We start from the raw sequence: 19,588 nt of genomic DNA on the forward strand, positions 1-19,588 counted from the left end.
GCCACGGCGTCAATCAACGGTCCACTGTCTCACTCGTGCCGGACCCCTCGGTGCTTTGCGCTCCGGTGTCAGGGGACTCGTCACTCGGCTGCGTGCTCTCCTCGGCGGCCGCGCGTGCTGCGACGCGCTTGCGACTGGCGTACATCTTGATGCCTGCCAGGACCAGGAGGAGCACACCGCCGGCGATGACGAGCATCACGGTGGGCGTGATCTCGGTTGCCTCGACGGTGAACTTGCGTTCCTTGCCGTAGGGGACGCCGTCCTTGGTGAACAGCTGGGCCGTGACCTCGACGGGGCCGCTCGCGGTGGCGTTGGCGGTGAACTTGACCGTCTGGGTGTGGTCGCCCTGGACGGTGACCTGCTGCTCGGCCTGCCCGCTCTTGCCGAACATCAGGCGGGTCGGGTTGGCGGACTTCACCCGCAGCACGAGGTCGTGAACGTCCTGGACCAGGCTGTTCTGGACGCTGACCGGGATGGTGGCGCTGTGCCCGGACAGGGTGGCGTCGGACTTGGGGATGACCTTGACCTTCTCGGTGAGGCCGATCAGGTAGTCCTGCACCTGGTCCCGGTAGAGGCCGGCCTCCTCGGGACGGCCGCGCCAGGAGGTGGACATCTCGCGGTTGGTCGTGTTGCCGAAGGGGATCTCCACGCGGTCGGGCGCGGCGAGGATCACCTTGAAGCGGTCGAGGGTGTTCTGCGTGGTGCGGATCTTCTCGAAGGCCGACACCGGAAGCTCCTGCTTGCGCAGGGACTCGGGGTACTGGCCGGCGCCCGGCACCTGGGTGGTCGCTCCGGGGTCGGGCTTGGCGGCGGCCGCGGCCTCGAGGTCCGCGGGCTGGGTCCAGCGGCCCGCCTGGAGGCCGCGTACGGCCTCGGCCATCGACTGGACCTGGCTGACGCTGGGCATCCGCTGCGGGGCGACGACGAAGCTGCGCGGCTCGTCGGTCTTCTGCAGGTTCAGGGCGAGGCTGTGGGCGAGGAAGCGCTGCACGGCGAGCGTGGAGGTCCCGGCGTCCAGCATGTCGCCCTCGAAGGCGGTGGAGAGGTCGGCGTCGGCCACGACGGCGGTGGTGCCGGCGCCGATGGGCCGGGCGGCCGAGGGCGTGTAGCCGAGGGCGCCGCTCTCCACGAGGCTGTCGCTGCGGGTGAGGACGTTGTGGGCGCCGGCCGACGTGGCGACGTTGACGATCGAGGGATCGATGGCGCCGTCCACGGGCCAGGAGAAGTCCGTGGACGCGGGAACGTGCAGGACCGTCTCGACGGCCTGCTTCGCCTTGTCGGTGGCGGGGCGCAGCTGGCCCAGGGTGCCCGAGACGTCCTTGCCGTGGTGGGCGAGGGAGGCGAGGTCGGGGTCGGCGAACGGCAGGGCGACGACCTTCTTGCCCTGGACCGCCGCTTCGAGGGAGCTCAGCCACTGCTCGGCGACGGCCTTGCTCTTGCCCTGGACGGGCTTGCCGCCGGGGCTGCGGACCCGATAGCCCTTGGTCATCGCGTCGACCGTGTAGAGCAGGTCGGGGTCGATGACCCAGGTGATCGGCAGGTCCTTGCCGAGAGTGACCATCTGTTCCAGGCGTCCGCCCGGCCTGAGCTCGTCGGCCAGGGAGTCGTCGAGGAAGACGGGGGTCTGGAGCTCGTCGGAGCCGGTCTCCGCCGTCACGCGCGTGGTGGAGATCAGCGGCCAGGCGTAGGTGAGCTGGGAGCGCTTGGCGGCGGCCTCCGGCTGCCAGGGCAGGAAGGTCCGCTCGATGCCCATCACCTGCTCGGACGGCCTGCTGTCGGTCACCCCGGACAGTGAGACGCCGAGCTGGTAGACACCGTCCTTGTCCAGCTCCAGCTTGTTCACCGGGACGCTGAGCGTGAACTCCTGGCTGATCTTCGATGGCAGGGAAGCGATCTTCACCGCGAAGGCCGGGTCGATTTCGCCCGGATCGGTGCCGGCCCGGAAGCCGGTGCGCTCCGCCGCATCGTCGATGGACGAGCGGTCCGCGAGCGCGGGCCCGACCCGCAGACCGACGTGTGCGTCGGTGATCGTCTCGGCACCGGTGTTGAGGACGGTGCCCCGGATCGTGAGGGTGTCGTTCTTGACCGGTGCCGACGGGGTCATGGACGTCAGCTGGACGTCCACGGCCGAGGCCTGCGCGGCCTCGGCCCGGGGGGCGGGAGAGTAGATCAGCGCGGCCAGAACGGGCGTCCCGGCGAGCAGGACGATCGCCCGCCGCAGCCACCGGCGCCGGGCAGGAGCGGGGGACGCCCCCTGGTTGTCAGCCGCCTCGGCCACGCGCTAGCCCGTCCCTCGAAGTGTCAGTGGTCGTCTTTTGTGCGTCCACGCATGGTAACGAGGCCCGCTGTGTGCGAGTGCCGCGCCTTGCTCCACATGATCGGCTCAGGACCCCGGGGACCGCGTACCGGGGTGGCCGCAAAACGGGGCGGCCCCTGGGGGGGCCGGGCACGTACCCTTTTCTGTTGTGCCGAACGCCAACGAAGACAACCCCAGTGCCCTGAGTCAGGTGCAGCGCCGCGCGGTCAGTGAACTGCTGCGGGTCGCTCCTGTCGCCGACGAGCTCGGCCGCCGTTTCCAGGAGGCGGGCTTCCGCCTCGCCCTGGTCGGTGGGTCCGTCCGCGACGCGCTGCTGGGGCGTCTCGGCAACGATCTCGACTTCACCACCGATGCCCGCCCCGAGGACGTTTTGAAGATCGTCCGGCCGTGGGCGGACTCGGTGTGGGACATCGGTATCGCCTTCGGCACCGTCGGGGCTCAGAAGAACGCCCGTGTCGGGGACGCCGTACGGAATTTCCAGATCGAGGTGACGACGTACCGCTCGGAGGCCTACGACCGTACGTCGCGCAAGCCCGAGGTCTCCTACGGCGACTCGATCGACGAGGACCTGGTCCGGCGTGACTTCACGGTCAACGCCATGGCCCTGGCCCTGCCCGAGCAGGAGTTCATCGACCCGCACGGCGGTCTGGAGGACCTGGCCGCCGGTGTGCTGCGCACGCCCGGAACCCCGGAGGAGTCCTTCTCCGACGACCCGCTGCGGATGCTGCGGGCGGCGCGGTTCGCCGCCCAGCTGGACTTCGAGGTCGCCCCGGAGGTCGTCGCGGCCATGAAGGCGATGTCCGAGCGGATCGAGATCGTTTCCGCGGAGCGGGTCCAGGGCGAGCTGAACAAGCTGATCCTGTCCGCCCACCCGCGCAAGGGTCTGGGGCTGCTGGTGGACACGGGGCTGGCCGACCGAGTGCTTCCCGAGCTGCCCGCGCTGAGGCTGGAGAGTGATGAGCACCACCGGCACAAGGACGTCTACGACCACTCGCTGATCGTGCTGGAGCAGGCGATCGCGCTGGAGGAGGACGGCCCGGACCTCGTCCTGCGGCTCGCGGCCCTGCTGCACGACATCGGCAAGCCCCGCACCCGCCGGTTCGAGAGCGACGGTCGGGTCTCCTTCCACCACCACGAGGTGGTGGGCGCGAAGATGACCAAGAAGCGGCTCACCGCCCTGAAGTACTCCAACGACATGATCAAGGACGTGTCCCGGCTGGTGGAGCTGCACCTGCGCTTCCACGGCTACGGCGACGGGGAGTGGACCGACTCCGCCGTCAGGCGCTACGTCCGCGACGCCGGTCCGTTGCTGGAGCGCCTGCACAAGCTGACCCGGTCCGACTGCACCACGCGCAACAAGCGCAAGGCCAATGCCCTCTCCCGGACCTACGACGGGCTGGAGGAGCGCATCGCGCAGCTGCAGGAGCAGGAAGAGCTGGACGCGATCCGGCCCGACCTGGACGGCAACGAGATCATGCAGGTGCTCGACGTGCGTCCCGGTCCGGTGATCGGCAAGGCCTACGCCTTCCTGCTGGAGCTGCGGCTGGAGAACGGCCCGATGGGCCGTGACGCGGCTGTCGTCGCGCTGAAGGAGTGGTGGGCCGCACAGGCCTGACGTACGAACGACGGGGGGCGATGTTTCACGTGAAACATCGCCCCCCGTCGTGCTTCAGAGCTGATGTTTCACGTGAAACGTCGCTCCCCGCGGGCCAGGAGCACGGCGGTCGCGGCGTAGAGCGCGGACACGATGAGGATCAAGGCCACGGACCGCCCGTCGGCGGGGAGCATGAGGGAGGCCACCGCCGCGGCGCCGACGAACGCGACGTTGAACAGCACGTCGTAGACGGAGAAGACGCGGCCGCGGTAGTCGTCGTCCACCAGGGACTGCACTTCGGTGTCGGTGGCGATCTTGGCGCCTTGGGTGGCGAGGCCGAGTACGAAAGCGGTGGCCAGCATCGGTCCCGGGGCGAAGAACAGGCCGAGGGCCGGTACCAGGACGGCGGCGCCCGCGGAGCACGCGGTGATCCAGCCGAGCGGGCCCAGCTGGCCCACCAGCCAGGGGGTCACCACGGCGGCGGCGAAGAACCCGGCCCCGGAGGCGCCGACCGCGATGCCCAGCAGCGCCAGCCCGTCGGATTCGTTGTTCGACCAGGAGTAGCGGCAGAGCATGAGCAGCATCACGAACAGGGCTCCGTAGCAGAACCGCATCATGGTCATAGCGGCGAGCGCCCGGGCCGCCCCGCGCCGGGAGGCGAGGTGGCGCAGGCCCTCGGCCATCCCGCGCACCGTGAGGGCGACTCCCTCGGCGACCGAGGGATGGGCCCGGCCGGCGGGGTGGTCCGGCCCGAGGAGGTCGATGGCCAGTTGCAAGGCGACGAGGGCCGCGCACAGGTAGAGCCCGGCGCCCAGGAGCACGACGAGGGCGTTGGAGTCGGAGGCCAGCAGCCGGACGAGGAAGGCCAGCCCTCCGCCCGCCACCGCTGCGAGGGTTCCGGCGGTGGGGGAGAGCGCGTTCGCGGTGACGAGCTGATCGGGTCCGACGACGTGGGGCAGCGAGGCGGCGAGCCCGGACAGCACGAAGCGGTTGACTGCGGTCACGGACAGGGCCGAGGCGTAGAACAGCCAGTCGGGCACCTGCGCGACGATCAGCATCCCGGTGACGCAGGCGAGGAAGGCCCGCAGGAGATTGCCGTAGAGGAAGACCTGGCGGCGGCGCCAGCGGTCGAGCAGGACCCCGGCGAAGGGGCCGATCGCCGAATAGGGCAGCAGCAGTACCGCCATGGCGGAGGCGATGGCCGCCGGGGAGGTCTGCTTCTCCGGGGAGAAGATGACGTAGGTGGCGAGTGCGACCTGGTAGACGCCGTCCGCGGCCTGGGACAGTAGCCGAACGGCGAGCAGGTTGCGGAAATCCCTCAGGCGCAGGAGTACGCGCAGATCACGTACGACAGGCATGAGGGCAAGGGTCACATACGCGGAGGGTCCCCGGGCACATTGCCCGGGGACCCTCCGCGGAAGAACTGCCGAAGTCCAGGTGTCGTGACGACCCTTGGGTTCGGTTAGCGCTCGACCTCGCCCTTGATGAACTTCTCGACGTTGGCCAGGGCCTCGTCGTCGAAGTACTGCACCGGCGGGGACTTCATGAAGTAGCTGGACGCCGACAGGATCGGGCCGCCGATGCCGCGGTCCTTGGCGATCTTCGCGGCGCGCAGGGCGTCGATGATGACACCGGCCGAGTTCGGGGAGTCCCACACCTCGAGCTTGTACTCGAGGTTCAGCGGGACGTCGCCGAAGGCACGACCCTCAAGGCGGACGTAGGCCCACTTGCGGTCGTCGAGCCACGCGACGTAGTCGGACGGGCCGATGTGGACGTTCTTCTCGCCCAGCTCACGGTCGGGGATCTGCGAGGTGACGGCCTGCGTCTTGGAGATCTTCTTCGACTCGAGGCGGTCGCGCTCCAGCATGTTCTTGAAGTCCATGTTGCCGCCGACGTTGAGCTGCATGGTGCGCTCAAGACGGACACCGCGGTCCTCGAACAGCTTCGCCATCACGCGGTGCGTGATGGTGGCGCCGACCTGCGACTTGATGTCGTCGCCGACGATCGGGACACCGGCCTCGGTGAACTTGTCCGCCCACTCCTTGGTGCCGGCGATGAAGACCGGGAGGGCGTTGACGAAGGCGACCTTGGCGTCGATGGCGCACTGGGCGTAGAACTTCGCCGCGTCCTCGGAACCGACGGGCAGGTAGCAGATCAGGACGTCGACCTCGCGGTCCTTGAGGACCTGGACCACGTCGACCGGAGCCTCGGCGGACTCCTCGATCGTCATGCGGTAGTACTTGCCCAGGCCGTCGTAGGTGTGGCCGCGCTGGACGGTCACACCGGCGTTCGGGACGTCGCAGATCTTGATGGTGTTGTTCTCGCTGGCGCCGATGGCGTCCGAAAGGTCGAGGCCGACCTTCTTCGCGTCGACGTCGAACGCGGCGACGAACTCGATGTCACGCACGTGGTAGTCGCCGAACTGGACGTGCATCAGACCGGGGACCTTGGCCGCCGGGTCGGCGTCCTTGTAGTACTCGACGCCCTGCACCAGCGAGGCGGCGCAGTTGCCTACGCCGACGATGGCTACGCGAACCGAACCCATTCCGGTTGCTCCCTGTTTGTTCTCGGACGAGGCCTGCGAGGTGCAGGCCTCATTTTTCAGTTTCGTCGGACGGACCGGTTCGTCTCAGATCCCGTCCCGCCCGCTCACTCTCGATGAGCTCGTTCAGCCAGCGCACTTCGCGCTCCACGGACTCCATGCCGTGCCGCTGCAGCTCAAGCGTGTAGTCGTCGAGACGCTCCCGCGTCCGGGCGATCGAGGCACGCATCTTTTCCAGACGCTCCTCCAGCCGGCTGCGGCGGCCCTCCAGTACCCGCATGCGGACGTCTCGTTCGGTCTGGCCGAAGAAGGCGAAGCGGGCGGCGAAGGACTCGTCCTCCCAGGTGTCGGGGCCCGTGTGGGAGAGCAATTCCTCGAAATGCTCCTTACCAGCGGCCGTCAACCGGTAGACGATCTTGGCGCGGCGCCCTGCGAGTGAAGCGGCGAGAGCGTCCTCCGGGGCGTTGCCCGGCTCTTCGATCAACCAGCCGTTGGCGACCAGCGTCTTGAGGCAGGGGTAGAGCGTCCCGTAGCTGAAGGCTCTGAACACCCCCAGCGAGGTGTTGAGCCGCTTGCGCAGCTCATAGCCGTGCATGGGGGATTCACGAAGCAGGCCGAGGACGGCGAATTCGAGGATGCCTGAGCGTCTGCTCATCCGCCTACCTCTCCTCCGCCTCTGAGTCTTTATGTCGAGCTGATGTATCGACTCGATACATCCAGACGATAGAACGGGCCGCTCTGATCGACAAGGGGAGACATGGTGACCGGTGTCACATCACCAATTCGCACCAGGCAGGTTGCCTGATTTGGGGTGAACTTCGGCACTGGGCGCGTTTTGAGCGTGCGTAGTCTGTGCGCCATGACACCGGGGGGTACCGGAACTAATCTGCCGCTTCCAGGCCACTCGCCTGCCCGAGGAGTAGTCGTTCGATGAGCGAGCACCGTCGCAAACTGCCGCAGCCCGAAGGCGGTGGGCGCGCCTCAGCCCGCCGCGCCGCCCAGCCGCGCCCCGGAAGAGGCGCGGCCGGACGTGATGTCTCCACGGCGTCACACAGCGGCCCGTACGCACCGCAGCCCGCCCAGGGCAGCCGTGCCGATGCCCGCCGGGCCGGCCAGAGAGGCAGCGGCCGCGGGAGAGGAGCCGGCGCCGCCACGCGTGACAAGCGGCTCATCAACTACCCGCGGTCCGACAGAGACGGCTGGAAGCGCTTCGTGCCGTCCTGGAAGTTCGTCGCCGGCACGGCCCTGGGCTTCTTCGCGGTCCTCACGGCCGGTACCGGCATCGGTATCGCCATGGTGAGCACGCCGGACCCGAACAAGGCGGCGCAGGCGCAGAACAACGTCTTCTACTGGGCCGACGGCAGCCAGATGGTGGCGACGGGCGGTTCGATGAACCGGCAGATCGTGCCCATCTCCAGCATCCCCCGGTCGATGAGGGACGCCGTGATCTCGGCGGAGAACGAGTCCTTCGAGACGGACAAGGGCGTGGACCCGATGGGTGTCGGCCGCGCCGTGTGGAACATGGCCACGGGCGGCTCCACCCAGGGCGGCTCGACCATCACCCAGCAGTACGTGAAGAACACCTACCTGGACTCCGACCAGACGCTCAAGCGGAAGGCCACCGAGCTCTTCATCGCGATAAGGCTGGGTGTCACCGAGGAGAAGGACAAGGTCCTCGCGGGCTACCTGAACACCGCCTACTACGGGCGGGACGCCTACGGCATCCAGGCCGCGGCCCGTGCCTACTTCGGCAAGGACAGCCAGGACCTGAACCCCTCCGAGTGCGCCTTCCTGGCCGCCGTGCTGAAGGGTCCCAACCTCTACAACCCGGACGGCGGCATCGGCGCCGCGGCCACCCCCGCCCTCAACGAGAAGCGGGCCCGGGAGCGCTGGAGCTGGGTGCTGGACCGTGAGGTCGAGGTCGGCCGGATGGACAAGGCCGAGCGGGCGAAGTTCACGGACGCGGACTTCCCCCCGCGGGTCGAGTCGGAGCAGGCCCGCGGCATGACCGGCCAGATCGGCTACCTGGTCGACACGGCCAAGGCCTACGTGATGAAGACCAAGGGCATCACACCCGAGCAGATGGCCATGGGCGGCTACCGGATCAAGACCACCTTCCAGAAGCCGAGGGTGGACGCCCTGGTCAAGGCGGTCGAGGACACCCGCAACGGGTTCATCGACGAGAAGGGCCGTCCCGAGACGGACACCTTCGTGCAGTTCGGCGCAGCCTCGGTGGACGTGAAGACCGGGGGCCTCGTCGCCCTGTACGGCGGCCCGGGCTGGGACCACAAGTACTTCAGCAACAACGCGAACTCCAGCGGTGTCCCGGTCGGCTCGACCTGGAAGCCGTACGTGCTGGCGGCGGCGATGGAGTACGGCACCCAGAACTCCAAGGGCAAGGGCATCTCGGCCGACAGCAAGTACATGGCCAACGACCTCACCGTGATCAACAACCGTGAGGGCAAGCCCCTGCGCGACGCGTCGGGCGCGCCGTTCAAGCAGAAGAACGAGAGCCCCACCTCCTTCGGGTACGTGACGCTCAACGAGGCGATGGAGAAGTCCATCAACGTCCCGTTCGCCCAGCTCGTCTTCGATGTCGGTCACGACAAGGTCAGGGCCGTGGCCAAGGCCACGGGCATCCTGGAGGAGTCGGTCAACCCGAACAACGACGCCTCCTTCGCCCTCGGTACCTCCACCCCGAGCGCCATCCGCATGGCCGACTCGTACGCGACCTTCGCCGCCTCCGGCACGCACCGCGAGCCGTTCTCCGTGACCGAGGTCGAGAAGGACGGCGAGAAGCTGGCGGGCTTCGAGGCCCCCAAGGCCCAGCGGGCCATGGACAGCGACGTGGCCGACAACATCACCAAGGTGCTGGAGAACGTCGTCGAGAACGGCACCGGCAAGAAGGTCCAGAAGCTGGGCCGGCCCGCTGCCGGCAAGACCGGTACCACGGACGAGAACAAGTCGGCGTGGTTCGTCGGCTACACCCCGGAGCTGTCCACCTCGGTGGTCCTCTTCCGCACCGACCCGAACTCGCCGGACAAGAAGCTGATCTCCATGAAGGGCGTGGGCGACATCCCCTCCCTCCACGGTGGCGACATCCCGGCCGAGATCTGGACCGAGTACATGGGCGAAGCGCTCAAGGGCCTTCCGGTCAAGCAGTTCCCGGAGGCCGAGGACATCGGCGTGACCGCCGACTCCGCCGGCGCCCCCTCCCCGACCCCCTCGGCCGTCGTCCCGGCGTCCCCCTCCCCGTCGACGCAGCCGCCGAGCTCCCCGCCGGCGTCTCCCTCCCCGTCCAAGGGCGGCCGGCCGACCTGCCCGCCGTGGAAGCTGTACTGCGACCCGGACACCACGCGCGGCAACACCAACGGCGGCGCCACCAACGGCGGCGCCAACACCGGCACCAGCACCGGCACCAACTCCGGCAACACGTCCGGCACCAGCACCGGGGTGATCGGCGGATCCAGCGGATCACCGTCCCCGAGCCAAACCGGCAGACCGGGTCGCCCGGGCGGCATCACCGGCGGGGTCAACGACTCCGCCCCCGAGTGACCCGTACCGCCGCTCCGTGACCCGAGGAAGGCCGTCGCACCCCCCGTGCGACGGCCTTCCCCCATGTCCGGTCCGGTACGGCAGGATGAGCCCATGACCAAGGTGCACGAGGACAGCCCCGTACTGCCGACGCAGCAGGACGAGGTCGCCGCAGCCGGCAGTGAGCTCATCGGCGGCCCGCTCGGCCGCTACGCCCGGCTCGGCGGGCACTGGCTGGGGCCGGTCCGGGTCGTGGCGCTCATCGCCATCGGCATGTTCGCGCTCGGCATGGTCCAGAAGCTGCCCTGCTACGACTGGGCGTGGTTCCGGGGAGCGGGCTCGCAGTACACCCACGCCTGCTACTCCGACATCCCACACCTGTACGCGGTACGGGGCTTCGCCGACAACCTGACGCCCTACTTCGACCGGCTCCCCGGCGACATGGAGTACCTGGAGTACCCGGTGCTCACCGGGCTCTTCATGGAGATCGCCTCCTGGCTGACCCCCGGCAGCGGCTCCATGCAGCACCGCGAACAGATGTACTGGATGGTCAACGCGGGCATGCTGATGGCCTGCGCGGCCGTCATCGCCGTGTGCGTCGCACGCACCCACCGCCGCCGCCCCTGGGACGGCCTGCTCTTCGCCCTGGCGCCGGCCTTCGCCCTGACGGCGACGATCAACTGGGACCTGCTGGCCATCGCCCTGACGGCCGCCGGGATGCTCATGTGGTCCCGCGGCCGGACGGTCCTGTGCGGCGTCCTCATCGGCCTGGCCACCGCGGCCAAGCTCTACCCCGTACTGCTGCTCGGGGCGCTGTTCGTGCTCTGCTGGCGGGCCGGGAAGTGGCGTGCCTTTGGTGCCGCCGCACTCGGAGCGGCCGGAGCCTGGCTGGTGGTCAACCTGCCGGTCATGCTCTTCGCGTGGGACGGCTGGAAGAAGTTCTACACCTTCAGCCAGGAACGGCCCATCGACTACGGCTCGGTGTGGCTGCTGATCTCCCAGCGCACGGGCAATTCGCTGGAGGGCGCCAACACCTACGCGACCGGGCTGACGCTCCTGCTGTGCGGGGCCGTCGGACTGCTCACCCTGACCGCCCCGCGCCGGCCCCGCTTCGCACAGCTGGCCTTCCTCGTCGTCGCCGCCTTCATCCTGTGCAACAAGGTCTACTCGCCGCAGTACGTGCTGTGGCTCATCCCGCTCGCCGCACTGGCCCGGCCGCGCTGGCGGGACTTCCTGATCTGGCAGGCCGGCGAGGTCGTGTACTTCCTCGGGATCTGGTTCTACCTCGCCTACACGGCCAGCGCCGACAAGCACCAGGGCCTGCCCGTGGAGGGCTACCAGCTGGCGATCACCGCCCACCTGCTGACCACCCTGTACCTGTGCGCGGTCATCGTCCGGGACATCCTGATGCCCGAGCGGGACGTCGTGCGCCGGGACGGTTCGGACGACCCCTCCGGTGGCGTCCTGGACGGCGCGGAGGACGTGGTCGTGCTGTCGGACGCGGCGAGGGCGCCGCAGTACGCGACGCCCTCGGATGGACAGCGGGTCGCCTGGGGCGCGAGCTCACAGGACTGACCGGTCGGACTCAGGCGTCAAGCACCCGGTCGAACTGCGTGGTGGTGTGGCGCAGGTGCGCCACCAGCTCGTCGCCGACCTTGGGCTCGGTCGCGTCCGAGGGCACGAACAGGATCGACACCTGCATGTGGGGCGGCTCCGCGAACCAGCGCTGCTTGCCCGCCCACACGAAGGGCGAAAGGTTCCGGTTGACCGTGGCCAGACCTGCCCGGGCGACGCCCTTGGCACGCGGCATCACACCGTGGAGCGCCTTCGGAGCCTCCAGGCCCACCCCGTGCGAGGTACCGCCGGCGACCACGACCAGCCAGCCGTCGGACGCCGCCTTCTGCTGCCGGTAGCCGAACCGGTCGCCCTTGGCGACGCGCGTGACGTCGAGGACCGCGCCGCGGTACTCGGTGGCCTCGTGGTCGCCCAGCCACAGCCGGGTGCCGATCCGGGCCCGGAAGCGGGTCTGCGGGAACTGCTGCTGCAGCCGGGCGAGCTCCGCGGCCCGCAGGTGGCTGACGAACATGGTGTGCAGCGGCAGCCGGGCCGCGCGCAGCCGGTCCATCCAGCCGATGACCTCCTCGACGGCGTCCGAGCCGTCCGGGCGGTCCAGGGGCAGGTGCAGGGCGAAGCCCTCCAGCCGGACGTCCTCGATGGCGGCGTGCAGCTGGCCGAGGTCCTGCTCGGAGATGCCGTGGCGGCGCATCGAGCTCATGCACTCGATGACCACCCTGGCCCCCACCAGACCGCGCACCCCGTCCAGCGACGCGACCGAACGGATGACCCGGTCGGGCAGCGGCACCGGGTCCTCGCCCCGCCGGAACGGGGTGAGGACGAGCAGGTCGCCGCCGAACCAGTCCTTGATGCTGGAGGCCTCGTACGTCGTTCCCACGGCCAGGATGTCGGCGCCCATGCGGGTCGCCTCCTCGCAGAGCCGCTCGTGGCCGAAGCCGTAGCCGTTGCCCTTGCAGACCGGGATCAGTCCGGGGAACTGGTCCTGGATCTGCTTCTGGTGCGCACGCCAGCGCGCGGTGTCGACGTAGAGCGTGAGCGCCATGCCCGTCCGGAACCTCTCCTGAGAAGCTGCGTGGTGCAGCGGTGCTGTGTGTACGTGTGGGGCGGGGTGGAGCCGGTCAGCGGCGCGACATGTAGATGTCGAGGGCCTTGTGCAGCATCTTGTTGAGCGGGAAGTCCCACTCGCCGACGTACTCCACGGCCTCGCCGCCCGTACCGACCTTGAACTGGATCAGACCGAACAGGTGATCGTTCTCGTCCAGCGTGTCAGAGATGCCGCGCAGGTCATACACGCTTGCGCCGAGCGCGTACGAGTCGCGCAGCATGCGCCACTGCATCGCGTTCGAGGGGCGGACCTCGCGCTTGTGGTTGGCGGAGGCGCCGTACGAGTACCAGACGTGCTGGCCGACGGTGAGCATCGTGGCGGCGGCCAGCGGCTCTCCCTCGTGCGTGGCGATGTAGAGGCGCATCCGGTTGGGGTCCTCGGAGTTGAGGGCCGTCCACTGGCGCTGGAAGTAGCTGAGCGGACGCGGGCGGAACTTGTCGCGCTCGGCCGTGATCTCGTACAGGTGCTGCCAGGTCGGCAGGTCGTCGTAGCCGCCCTGGACGACCTCGACACCGGCCTTCTCGGCCTTCTTGATGTTGCGGCGCCACAGCTGGTTGAAGCCCTTGAGGACGTCGTCCAGCGAGCGGTTGGCCAGCGGTACCTGGAAGACGTAGCGCGGCTGGACGTCACCGAAGCCGGCGCCGCCGTCCTCGGCCTGCTGCCAGCCCATGCGGCGCAGCTTGTCCGACACCTCGAAGGCGCGGGGCTCGATGACCGAGGCCTCCACGTCGCGCAGGCGCTTCACGTTCGGGTCCTGGATACCGGCCTTGATGGCGGTCGAGTTCCAGCGGCGGATGACGACGGGCGGGCCCATCTTCACGGTGAAGGCGCCCTGCTGCTTGAGGTGGGCCAGCATCGGCTGGAGCCATTCCTCGAGGTTCGGGGCGTACCAGTTGATGACAGGGCCCTCGGGCAGGTACGCGAGGTACCGCTTCACCTTGGGCAGCTGCCGGTACAGCACGAGGGCTGCTCCGACGAGTTCGTCGGACTCGTTGAACCATCCGAGGTTCTCGGAACGCCACTCGTTCTTCACGTCGGCCCACGCCGGGACCTGGCAGTGGCTCGCCGAGGGCAGGCTCTGGAGGTAACCCAGATGCTGCTCTCGGCTGATGGTCCTCAGGGACAGGCTCATGCGGGGCGTCTCCTCCGGCGGCTTCGCTGCTATGGCGCGAAGCCTACTGCGACAGGGGCGCCACCCTTCTGGGGGACGGGCCGTGGGCCCGGGCCGGCGCGTGGCCGGCGCCCTGCCGCGGAGGAGACCCGGTCGGCCCGATCAGCCCCCGAAGAGGCCGCCGTGGAACATGCCGAGGTAGAAGCCGATGGCAGACGCGCCAAGGCCGATGATCAGTGCGAAGCGCTCGCGTGTCGTGACGGAGACGAACTGTCCGTACGCGCCGGTGAGGATTCCGATCAGCCCGGCCCACGAGCTGATCAGGTGAAGGTTGTGGAAGAAGGCCGTGACGAACGCCACGGCGCCGAGGGTCAGAGTGACCGCCATCAGGGTGTCCTGCAGCGGATGGGGCTTGCCGTCGGTGGAGAGCAGCGAGATCTGAGGGGGCCGCATTGCCTGTGCCATCGGAAGGGCACCTCCTGGCTGAAGCTGGCGGTGCTGCGGGCTGCCTGCGGCAAGGGGCCGAGGGCATAGCACCGAGCACACCCGATGGATACAGATTGTGGCCCTCTCCCGCCGGATTTCAACCGGAAGGACGCGAGCAGGTAGTCTGTACAGCTGCGCGGTGTCTGCTCTGCGGATGCCGTGCTCACGCATCACGACCCTCCTGCCACGGAACGACCGTGGCCGCTGAGTCCAAAGGAGGTGGGTTCCACATGCGTCACTACGAAGTGATGGTCATCCTCGACCCCGATCTCGAGGAGCGCGCTGTCTCCCCGCTGATCGAGAACTTCCTCTCCGTCGTCCGTGAGGGCAACGGAAAGGTCGAGAAGGTCGACACCTGGGGCCGTCGTCGTCTCGCTTACGAGATCAAGAAGAAGCCCGAGGGCATCTACTCGGTCATCGACCTTCAGGCCGAGCCTGCGGTCGTCAAGGAGCTTGACCGACAGATGAACCTGAACGAGTCGGTTCTCCGGACCAAGGTCCTTCGCCCCGAGACCCACTGAACTTCGGTTCAGCGGTAATCGGGATCGAGTAGCACAGCAGCCCAGCAGCAATCCCCGCCGAGAGGTTCATCCATGGCAGGCGAGACCGTCATCACGGTCGTCGGCAATCTCGTCGACGACCCCGAGCTGCGCTTCACCCCCTCGGGTGCGGCGGTCGCGAAGTTCCGTGTCGCGTCCACCCCCCGCACCTTCGACCGTCAGACCAATGAGTGGAAGGACGGCGAGAGCCTGTTCCTGACCTGCTCGGTGTGGCGGCAGGCGGCGGAGAACGTCGCCGAGTCCCTTCAGCGAGGCATGCGCGTCATCGTGCAGGGCCGGCTGAAGCAGCGGTCGTACGAGGACCGTGAGGGTGTCAAGCGCACGGTCTACGAGCTGGACGTCGAGGAAGTCGGCCCCAGCCTGAAGAACGCCACGGCCAAGGTCGCCAAGACCACGGGTCGCGGTGGCCAGGGTGGGTACGGCGGCGGCGGTCAGCAGCAGGGCGGCGGCGGTGGCAACTGGGGCGGAGCCCCCGGTGGCCAGCCGCAGGGCGGCGGAGCTCCCTCCGACGACCCGTGGGCGTCCAGCGCGCCGGCCGGTGGCCAGCAGCAGCAGGGCGGCGGCGGGGGCGGTTGGGGCGGAAGCTCCGGCGGCTCCGGCGGTGGCTACTCGGACGAGCCGCCCTTCTAGGGCAGCTCGCATCCCCACTTCTTGATCACACAGGAGAGACACAATGGCGAAGCCGCCTGTGCGCAAGCCTAAGAAGAAGGTCTGCGCATTCTGCAAGGACAAGACCGCGTACGTGGACTACAAGGACACGAACATGCTGCGGAAGTTCATTTCCGACCGCGGCAAGATCCGTGCCCGCCGCGTTACCGGCAACTGCACGCAGCACCAGCGTGACGTCGCCACGGCCGTCAAGAACAGCCGTGAGATGGCGCTGCTGCCCTACACGTCCACCGCGCGATAAGGAAAGGGTGACCGACTAATGAAGATCATCCTGACCCACGAGGTTTCTGGCCTCGGTGCCGCCGGCGATGTCGTCGACGTCAAGGACGGTTACGCTCGCAACTACCTGGTCCCGCGTGGTTTCGCGATCCGCTGGACCAAGGGTGGCGAGAAGGACGTGGCGCAGATCCGCCGCGCCCGCAAGATCCACGAGATCGCGACCATCGAGCAGGCCAACGAGGTCAAGGCCAAGCTCGAGGGTGTGAAGGTCCGTCTGGCCACCCGCGCGGGTGACGCCGGTCGTCTCTTCGGTTCCGTGACCCCGGCCGACATCGCCACGGCGATCGAGTCCTCGGGTGGCCCGAAGGTCGACAAGCGCCGCGTGGAGCTCGGCTCCCCGATCAAGACCCTCGGTTCGTACCAGGTCTCCGTGCGTCTGCACGCCGACGTGGCCGCGAACGTGGGCATCGAGGTCGTCGCCGCCTAAGGGCTGCGCTCGAAGGGCCGCACCCCCCTGGGGTGCGGCCCTTCGTCGTTGCTCGGCGGTGTTTCACGTGAAACATGCCGGCGCCGGCCCACGGTGTTTCACGTGAAACACCGTGGGGGTCCGGCTGCCTGCTAGCGGGTGGCTCCCGAGATCAGCCACCGTCCCGAGCCGGCGCGCAGCCGAAGAGTGATCATCCGGACCACCATCATCAGCGTCATGGCCCACCAGAGCGCAGTGACGCCGCCTCCGAGGATCGGCACGAGCAGTGCGGCCGGGGCGAAGGCCGCCAACGTCAGGAGCATGGCCCGGGCCAGGTAGCGGCCGTCTCCGGCGCCCATCAGGACCCCGTCGAGCACGAAGACGATGCCGGAGACGGGCTGGGAGAGGGCCACGACCAGGAGGGCCGGCAGCAGGGCCGCCTCGACGGCCGGATCACTGGTGAACAGCGGGATGAACACCGGGCGGGCCAGAACGACCAACAGGCCGAGTACGACGCCCGAGGCGATCCCCCACTGCACCATGCGGCGGCAGACGGCCTTGGCGCCGTCGGTGTCGCCCGCGCCCAGGTAGCGGCCGATGATCGCCTGCCCGGCGATCGCTATGGCGTCCAGGGCGAAGGCGAGCAGGCTCCACAGGGAGAGCAGGATCTGGTGGGCGGCGATGTCGGCGTCGCCGAGCCGCGCGGCCACGGCGGTGGCGATCATCAGGATCGCGCGCAGCGACAGGGTGCGGACCAGCAGCGGAGCGCCCGCTTGGGCGCAGGCCCGGATGCCCGCGGGGTCGGGGCGCAGCGAGGCACCGTGGCGCCGCGCGCCGCGGACGACCACGACGAGGTAGGCGGCGGCCATGGCGCACTGGGCGATGACCGTGCCCCAGGCGGAGCCGGCGATGCCGAGCCCCGCACCGTAGACCAGGGCGACGTTCAGGCCCGCGTTGAGGGCGAAGCCGCCGATGGCGACGTAGAGCGGCGTACGGGTGTCCTGGAGGCCGCGGATGACCCCGGTGGCGGCCAGGACCATGAGCATGGCGGGGATGCCGAGGGCGGAGATCCGCAGATAGGTGATCGCGTGCGGGGCGACCGCGTCGGAGGCCCCGAAGAGCGAGACCAGTGAGGGGGTCGCGGGAAGCACGACGGCGACGACGGCCGCGCCCAGCAGGAGGGCGAGCCAGATGCCGTCGATCCCCTGCTGGATGGCTGCCTGGAGGTCTCCTGCGCCGACGCGGCGGGAGACGGCCGCGGTGGTGGCGTAGGCGAGGAAGACGAAGACGCTCACGGCGGTGGTGAGCACCGCGGCGGCGATGCCGAGACCGGCCAGCTGGGGGGTGCCGAGGTGTCCCACGATGGCGCTGTCGGCCATCACGAAGAGGGGCTCGGCGACGAGTGCGCCGAAGGCAGGGAGAGCGAGTGCGAAGATCTCTCGGTCGTGCCGTCCGGGCCCTGCCTTGGGTGCTGCGACAGCCTGTGTCATGCGCTCAATCTAATCTTCCACAGGTAATGGATGCAACTACCTTTGGATCCTTACTAACGCGTTGACTTGGGCGTTCCCCGCACCTCGTTGGAGGCGATCTTGAGGCAGTGTCCAAGAATTTTCTCCACTGCCGGCTCTGGAGGGGGAAAGCCCAGGTCAGATGGGGTAACTGGGTGGTGCGGGTGATTTTGTCCACAGCGTCATCCCCCGGTCCGTGCACAGCTTCCGGCGAGTTACCCACAGCATTGGCGCCGTCATCCACATGTCATCCACAGAGCCTGTGGATAACAAGATTGGCTGACGCCGCTCTCGGGCCTACCGTGGTGCGTTGCCCGACTCGCCGACAGCGGATTCGGGTGCCCCAAATGTCAGAGCCGTGTCGTAGAAAGAATGGCACGGCGAGGTCCGCGTTGCGGACGGGAGGAGGCGGCCCGGTGAGCATGCCCGAGCCCATGGACGACCCCTGGGCCGACAGCGGTCCGGGTGACCGTCTGCCCGCCCGTCCGCGCCGTAACAGCGAAGGTCGTGGCCGCGGGGACGAACAGCACGACCGGGGCCGCGAGGGCGGCTCCTGGGACTCCGACGGTGGCGGCGGCTTCGAGCGCGTCCCTCCCCAGGACCTCGACGCCGAGCAGTCCGTGCTCGGCGGCATGCTGCTCTCCAAGGACGCCATCGCAGATGTCGTCGAGGTCCTCAAGGGCCACGACTTCTACCGGCCCTCGCACGAGACGATCTACCAGGCCATCCTCGACCTGTACGCCAAGGGCGAGCCGGCCGACCCGATCACCGTCGGCGCCGAGCTGACCCGGCGCGGCGAGATCAGCAAGGTGGGCGGGGCCTCGTACCTGCACACCCTGGTCCAGTCCGTGCCGACCGCGGCGAATGCCGAGTACTACGCGGAGATCGTCCACGAGCGGGCCGTCCTGCGCCGCCTGGTTGCCGCCGGTACGAAGATCACGCAGATGGGCTACGCGGCCGACGGCGACGTCGACGAGATCGTCAACAGCGCCCAGGCCGAGATCTACGCGGTCACCGAGCAGCGGACCTCCGAGGACTACCTGCCGCTCGGCGACATCATGGAGGGCGCCCTCGACGAGATCGAGGCGATCGGCTCCCGCAGCGGCCAGATGTCCGGCGTTCCCACCGGCTTCACGGACTTGGACTCGCTGACCAACGGCCTGCACCCGGGCCAGATGATCGTCATCGCCGCCCGTCCCGCCATGGGTAAGTCCACGCTCGCCCTGGACTTCGCCCGGGCCTGCTCCATCAAGAGCAACCTGCCCAGCGTGATCTTCTCCCTCGAAATGGGTCGCAACGAGATCGCCATGCGCCTGCTCTCGGCGGAGGCGCGGGTCGCGCTCCACCACATGCGCTCGGGCACGATGACGGACGACGACTGGACCCGGCTCGCCCGCCGGATGCCGGACGTCTCCGCGGCCCCGCTCTACATCGACGACTCCCCCAACCTGTCGATGATGGAGATCCGGGCCAAGTGCCGCCGGCTCAAGCAGCGCAACGACCTTTCGCTCGTGGTCATCGACTACCTCCAGCTGATGCAGTCGGGCGGCTCGCGCCGTCCCGAGAGCCGTCAGCAGGAGGTATCGGACATGTCGCGAAACCTCAAGCTGCTGGCGAAGGAGCTGGAGGTCCCCGTGATCGCGCTCTCCCAGCTGAACCGTGGTCCGGAACAGCGCACCGACAAGAAGCCGATGGTCTCCGACCTGCGTGAGTCGGGTTCCATCGAGCAGGACGCGGACATGGTGATCCTGCTGCACCGCGAGGACGCGTACGAGAAGGAGTCTCCCCGCGCGGGTGAGGCGGACCTGATCGTGGCGAAGCACCGTAACGGCCCCACGGCCACGATCACGGTGGCCTTCCAGGGCCACTACTCACGCTTCGTGGACATGGCCAACACGTAGC

General features: G+C 68.8%; 16 protein-coding genes. 8 read left to right on the top strand and 8 right to left on the bottom strand.

Going from position 1 to position 19,588, the window contains the following annotated elements; genetic code table 11:
* Positions 1-13: 13 nt before the first annotated feature.
* The gene (locus OG594_RS01930; RefSeq protein ID WP_266594760.1) at positions 14-2,278 is read right to left on the bottom strand and encodes a DUF6049 family protein; all 2,265 of its coding nucleotides are present in this window, start codon (positions 2,276-2,278) and stop codon (positions 14-16) included.
* Positions 2,279-2,465: 187 nt separating this feature from the next.
* Between OG594_RS01930 and OG594_RS01935 the strand changes: the two genes are divergently transcribed.
* Positions 2,466-3,932 (top strand): CCA tRNA nucleotidyltransferase, encoded by a 1,467-nt coding sequence (locus OG594_RS01935; protein WP_266594761.1) that lies wholly within the window; start codon positions 2,466-2,468, stop codon positions 3,930-3,932.
* A 68-nt stretch (positions 3,933-4,000) separates the two neighbouring features.
* On the opposite strand, the gene OG594_RS01940 is transcribed toward OG594_RS01935, so the two are convergent.
* The 3 genes from OG594_RS01940 to OG594_RS01950 form a co-directional block, all read right to left on the bottom strand.
* On the bottom strand, positions 4,001-5,269 hold the full coding sequence (locus OG594_RS01940) for an MFS transporter (RefSeq protein WP_266594762.1): 1,269 nt from the start codon (positions 5,267-5,269) through the stop codon (positions 4,001-4,003).
* Positions 5,270-5,373: 104 nt separating this feature from the next.
* Positions 5,374-6,456, bottom strand: a complete 1,083-nt coding sequence (locus tag OG594_RS01945; RefSeq protein ID WP_189737960.1) for an inositol-3-phosphate synthase — start codon at positions 6,454-6,456, stop codon at positions 5,374-5,376.
* A 49-nt stretch (positions 6,457-6,505) separates the two neighbouring features.
* Entirely contained in the window at positions 6,506-7,108 is a 603-nt protein-coding gene (locus OG594_RS01950; protein WP_266594763.1) for a PadR family transcriptional regulator, read from the bottom strand.
* A gap of 275 nt (positions 7,109-7,383) precedes the next feature.
* Here OG594_RS01950 and OG594_RS01955 point away from each other — a divergent pair, with 275 nt between their 5' ends.
* Complete coding sequence (locus OG594_RS01955; RefSeq protein WP_266594764.1) at positions 7,384-10,008, top strand: transglycosylase domain-containing protein; 2,625 nt, start codon at positions 7,384-7,386, stop codon at positions 10,006-10,008.
* A 93-nt stretch (positions 10,009-10,101) separates the two neighbouring features.
* Entirely contained in the window at positions 10,102-11,562 is a 1,461-nt protein-coding gene (locus tag OG594_RS01960; protein WP_266594765.1) for a glycosyltransferase family 87 protein, read from the top strand.
* Positions 11,563-11,572: 10 nt separating this feature from the next.
* Here the strand turns inward: OG594_RS01960 and OG594_RS01965 are convergent, their stop codons facing one another.
* From OG594_RS01965 to OG594_RS01975, 3 genes are all read right to left on the bottom strand, one after another.
* Positions 11,573-12,604 (bottom strand): alanine racemase, encoded by a 1,032-nt coding sequence (locus tag OG594_RS01965; RefSeq protein ID WP_030008390.1) that lies wholly within the window; start codon positions 12,602-12,604, stop codon positions 11,573-11,575.
* Positions 12,605-12,680: 76 nt separating this feature from the next.
* Complete coding sequence (locus tag OG594_RS01970) at positions 12,681-13,799, bottom strand: peptidoglycan bridge formation glycyltransferase FemA/FemB family protein (RefSeq protein WP_189737947.1); 1,119 nt, start codon at positions 13,797-13,799, stop codon at positions 12,681-12,683.
* A 141-nt stretch (positions 13,800-13,940) separates the two neighbouring features.
* On the bottom strand, positions 13,941-14,243 hold the full coding sequence (locus OG594_RS01975; protein WP_030008388.1) for a hypothetical protein: 303 nt from the start codon (positions 14,241-14,243) through the stop codon (positions 13,941-13,943).
* A 251-nt stretch (positions 14,244-14,494) separates the two neighbouring features.
* Between OG594_RS01975 and rpsF the strand changes: the two genes are divergently transcribed.
* The 4 genes from rpsF to rplI all read left to right on the top strand — a co-directional run bounded on the left by rpsF (position 14,495) and on the right by rplI (position 16,199).
* Positions 14,495-14,785 carry a 30S ribosomal protein S6 gene (gene rpsF / locus OG594_RS01980; RefSeq protein ID WP_004950685.1) on the top strand — a complete coding sequence of 97 codons (291 nt, stop codon included), beginning with the start codon at positions 14,495-14,497 and terminating at the stop codon, positions 14,783-14,785.
* A 72-nt stretch (positions 14,786-14,857) separates the two neighbouring features.
* Entirely contained in the window at positions 14,858-15,454 is a 597-nt protein-coding gene (locus OG594_RS01985) for a single-stranded DNA-binding protein (protein ID WP_266594766.1), read from the top strand.
* Positions 15,455-15,497: 43 nt separating this feature from the next.
* The gene (gene rpsR, locus OG594_RS01990; protein WP_005315025.1) at positions 15,498-15,734 is read left to right on the top strand and encodes a 30S ribosomal protein S18; all 237 of its coding nucleotides are present in this window, start codon (positions 15,498-15,500) and stop codon (positions 15,732-15,734) included.
* An 18-nt stretch (positions 15,735-15,752) separates the two neighbouring features.
* Complete coding sequence (rplI, locus tag OG594_RS01995; RefSeq protein ID WP_030008386.1) at positions 15,753-16,199, top strand: 50S ribosomal protein L9; 447 nt, start codon at positions 15,753-15,755, stop codon at positions 16,197-16,199.
* 131 nt (positions 16,200-16,330) lie between these two features.
* Here the strand turns inward: rplI and OG594_RS02000 are convergent, their stop codons facing one another.
* A complete protein-coding gene (locus OG594_RS02000) occupies positions 16,331-17,668 on the bottom strand; it encodes an MATE family efflux transporter (RefSeq protein ID WP_266594767.1) in 1,338 nt (445 codons plus the stop codon).
* Positions 17,669-18,120: 452 nt separating this feature from the next.
* Between OG594_RS02000 and dnaB the strand changes: the two genes are divergently transcribed.
* Positions 18,121-19,587, top strand: a complete 1,467-nt coding sequence (dnaB, locus tag OG594_RS02005; protein ID WP_030008384.1) for a replicative DNA helicase — start codon at positions 18,121-18,123, stop codon at positions 19,585-19,587.
* Position 19,588 lies beyond the last annotated feature (1 nt).

Origin of the sequence: Streptomyces sp. NBC_01214, from assembly GCF_026340975.1 — a bacterium.
Classification (GTDB): Bacteria; Actinomycetota; Actinomycetes; order Streptomycetales; family Streptomycetaceae; genus Streptomyces.

Coding starts and splice junctions, on each gene's coding strand:
- OG594_RS01970 (WP_189737947.1), bottom strand. CDS start 13,799: ATGAGCCTGTCCCTGAGGACCATCAGCCGAGAGCAGCATCTGGGTTAC.
- OG594_RS01965 (WP_030008390.1), bottom strand. CDS start 12,604: ATGGCGCTCACGCTCTACGTCGACACCGCGCGCTGGCGTGCGCACCAG.
- rplI (WP_030008386.1), top strand. CDS start 15,753: ATGAAGATCATCCTGACCCACGAGGTTTCTGGCCTCGGTGCCGCCGGC.
- OG594_RS01945 (WP_189737960.1), bottom strand. CDS start 6,456: ATGGGTTCGGTTCGCGTAGCCATCGTCGGCGTAGGCAACTGCGCCGCC.
- OG594_RS01940 (WP_266594762.1), bottom strand. CDS start 5,269: ATGCCTGTCGTACGTGATCTGCGCGTACTCCTGCGCCTGAGGGATTTC.
- OG594_RS01985 (WP_266594766.1), top strand. CDS start 14,858: ATGGCAGGCGAGACCGTCATCACGGTCGTCGGCAATCTCGTCGACGAC.
- OG594_RS02000 (WP_266594767.1), bottom strand. CDS start 17,668: ATGACACAGGCTGTCGCAGCACCCAAGGCAGGGCCCGGACGGCACGAC.
- OG594_RS01960 (WP_266594765.1), top strand. CDS start 10,102: ATGACCAAGGTGCACGAGGACAGCCCCGTACTGCCGACGCAGCAGGAC.
- dnaB (WP_030008384.1), top strand. CDS start 18,121: ATGGACGACCCCTGGGCCGACAGCGGTCCGGGTGACCGTCTGCCCGCC.
- rpsR (WP_005315025.1), top strand. CDS start 15,498: ATGGCGAAGCCGCCTGTGCGCAAGCCTAAGAAGAAGGTCTGCGCATTC.
- rpsF (WP_004950685.1), top strand. CDS start 14,495: ATGCGTCACTACGAAGTGATGGTCATCCTCGACCCCGATCTCGAGGAG.
- OG594_RS01975 (WP_030008388.1), bottom strand. CDS start 14,243: ATGGCACAGGCAATGCGGCCCCCTCAGATCTCGCTGCTCTCCACCGAC.
- OG594_RS01955 (WP_266594764.1), top strand. CDS start 7,384: ATGAGCGAGCACCGTCGCAAACTGCCGCAGCCCGAAGGCGGTGGGCGC.
- OG594_RS01950 (WP_266594763.1), bottom strand. CDS start 7,108: ATGAGCAGACGCTCAGGCATCCTCGAATTCGCCGTCCTCGGCCTGCTT.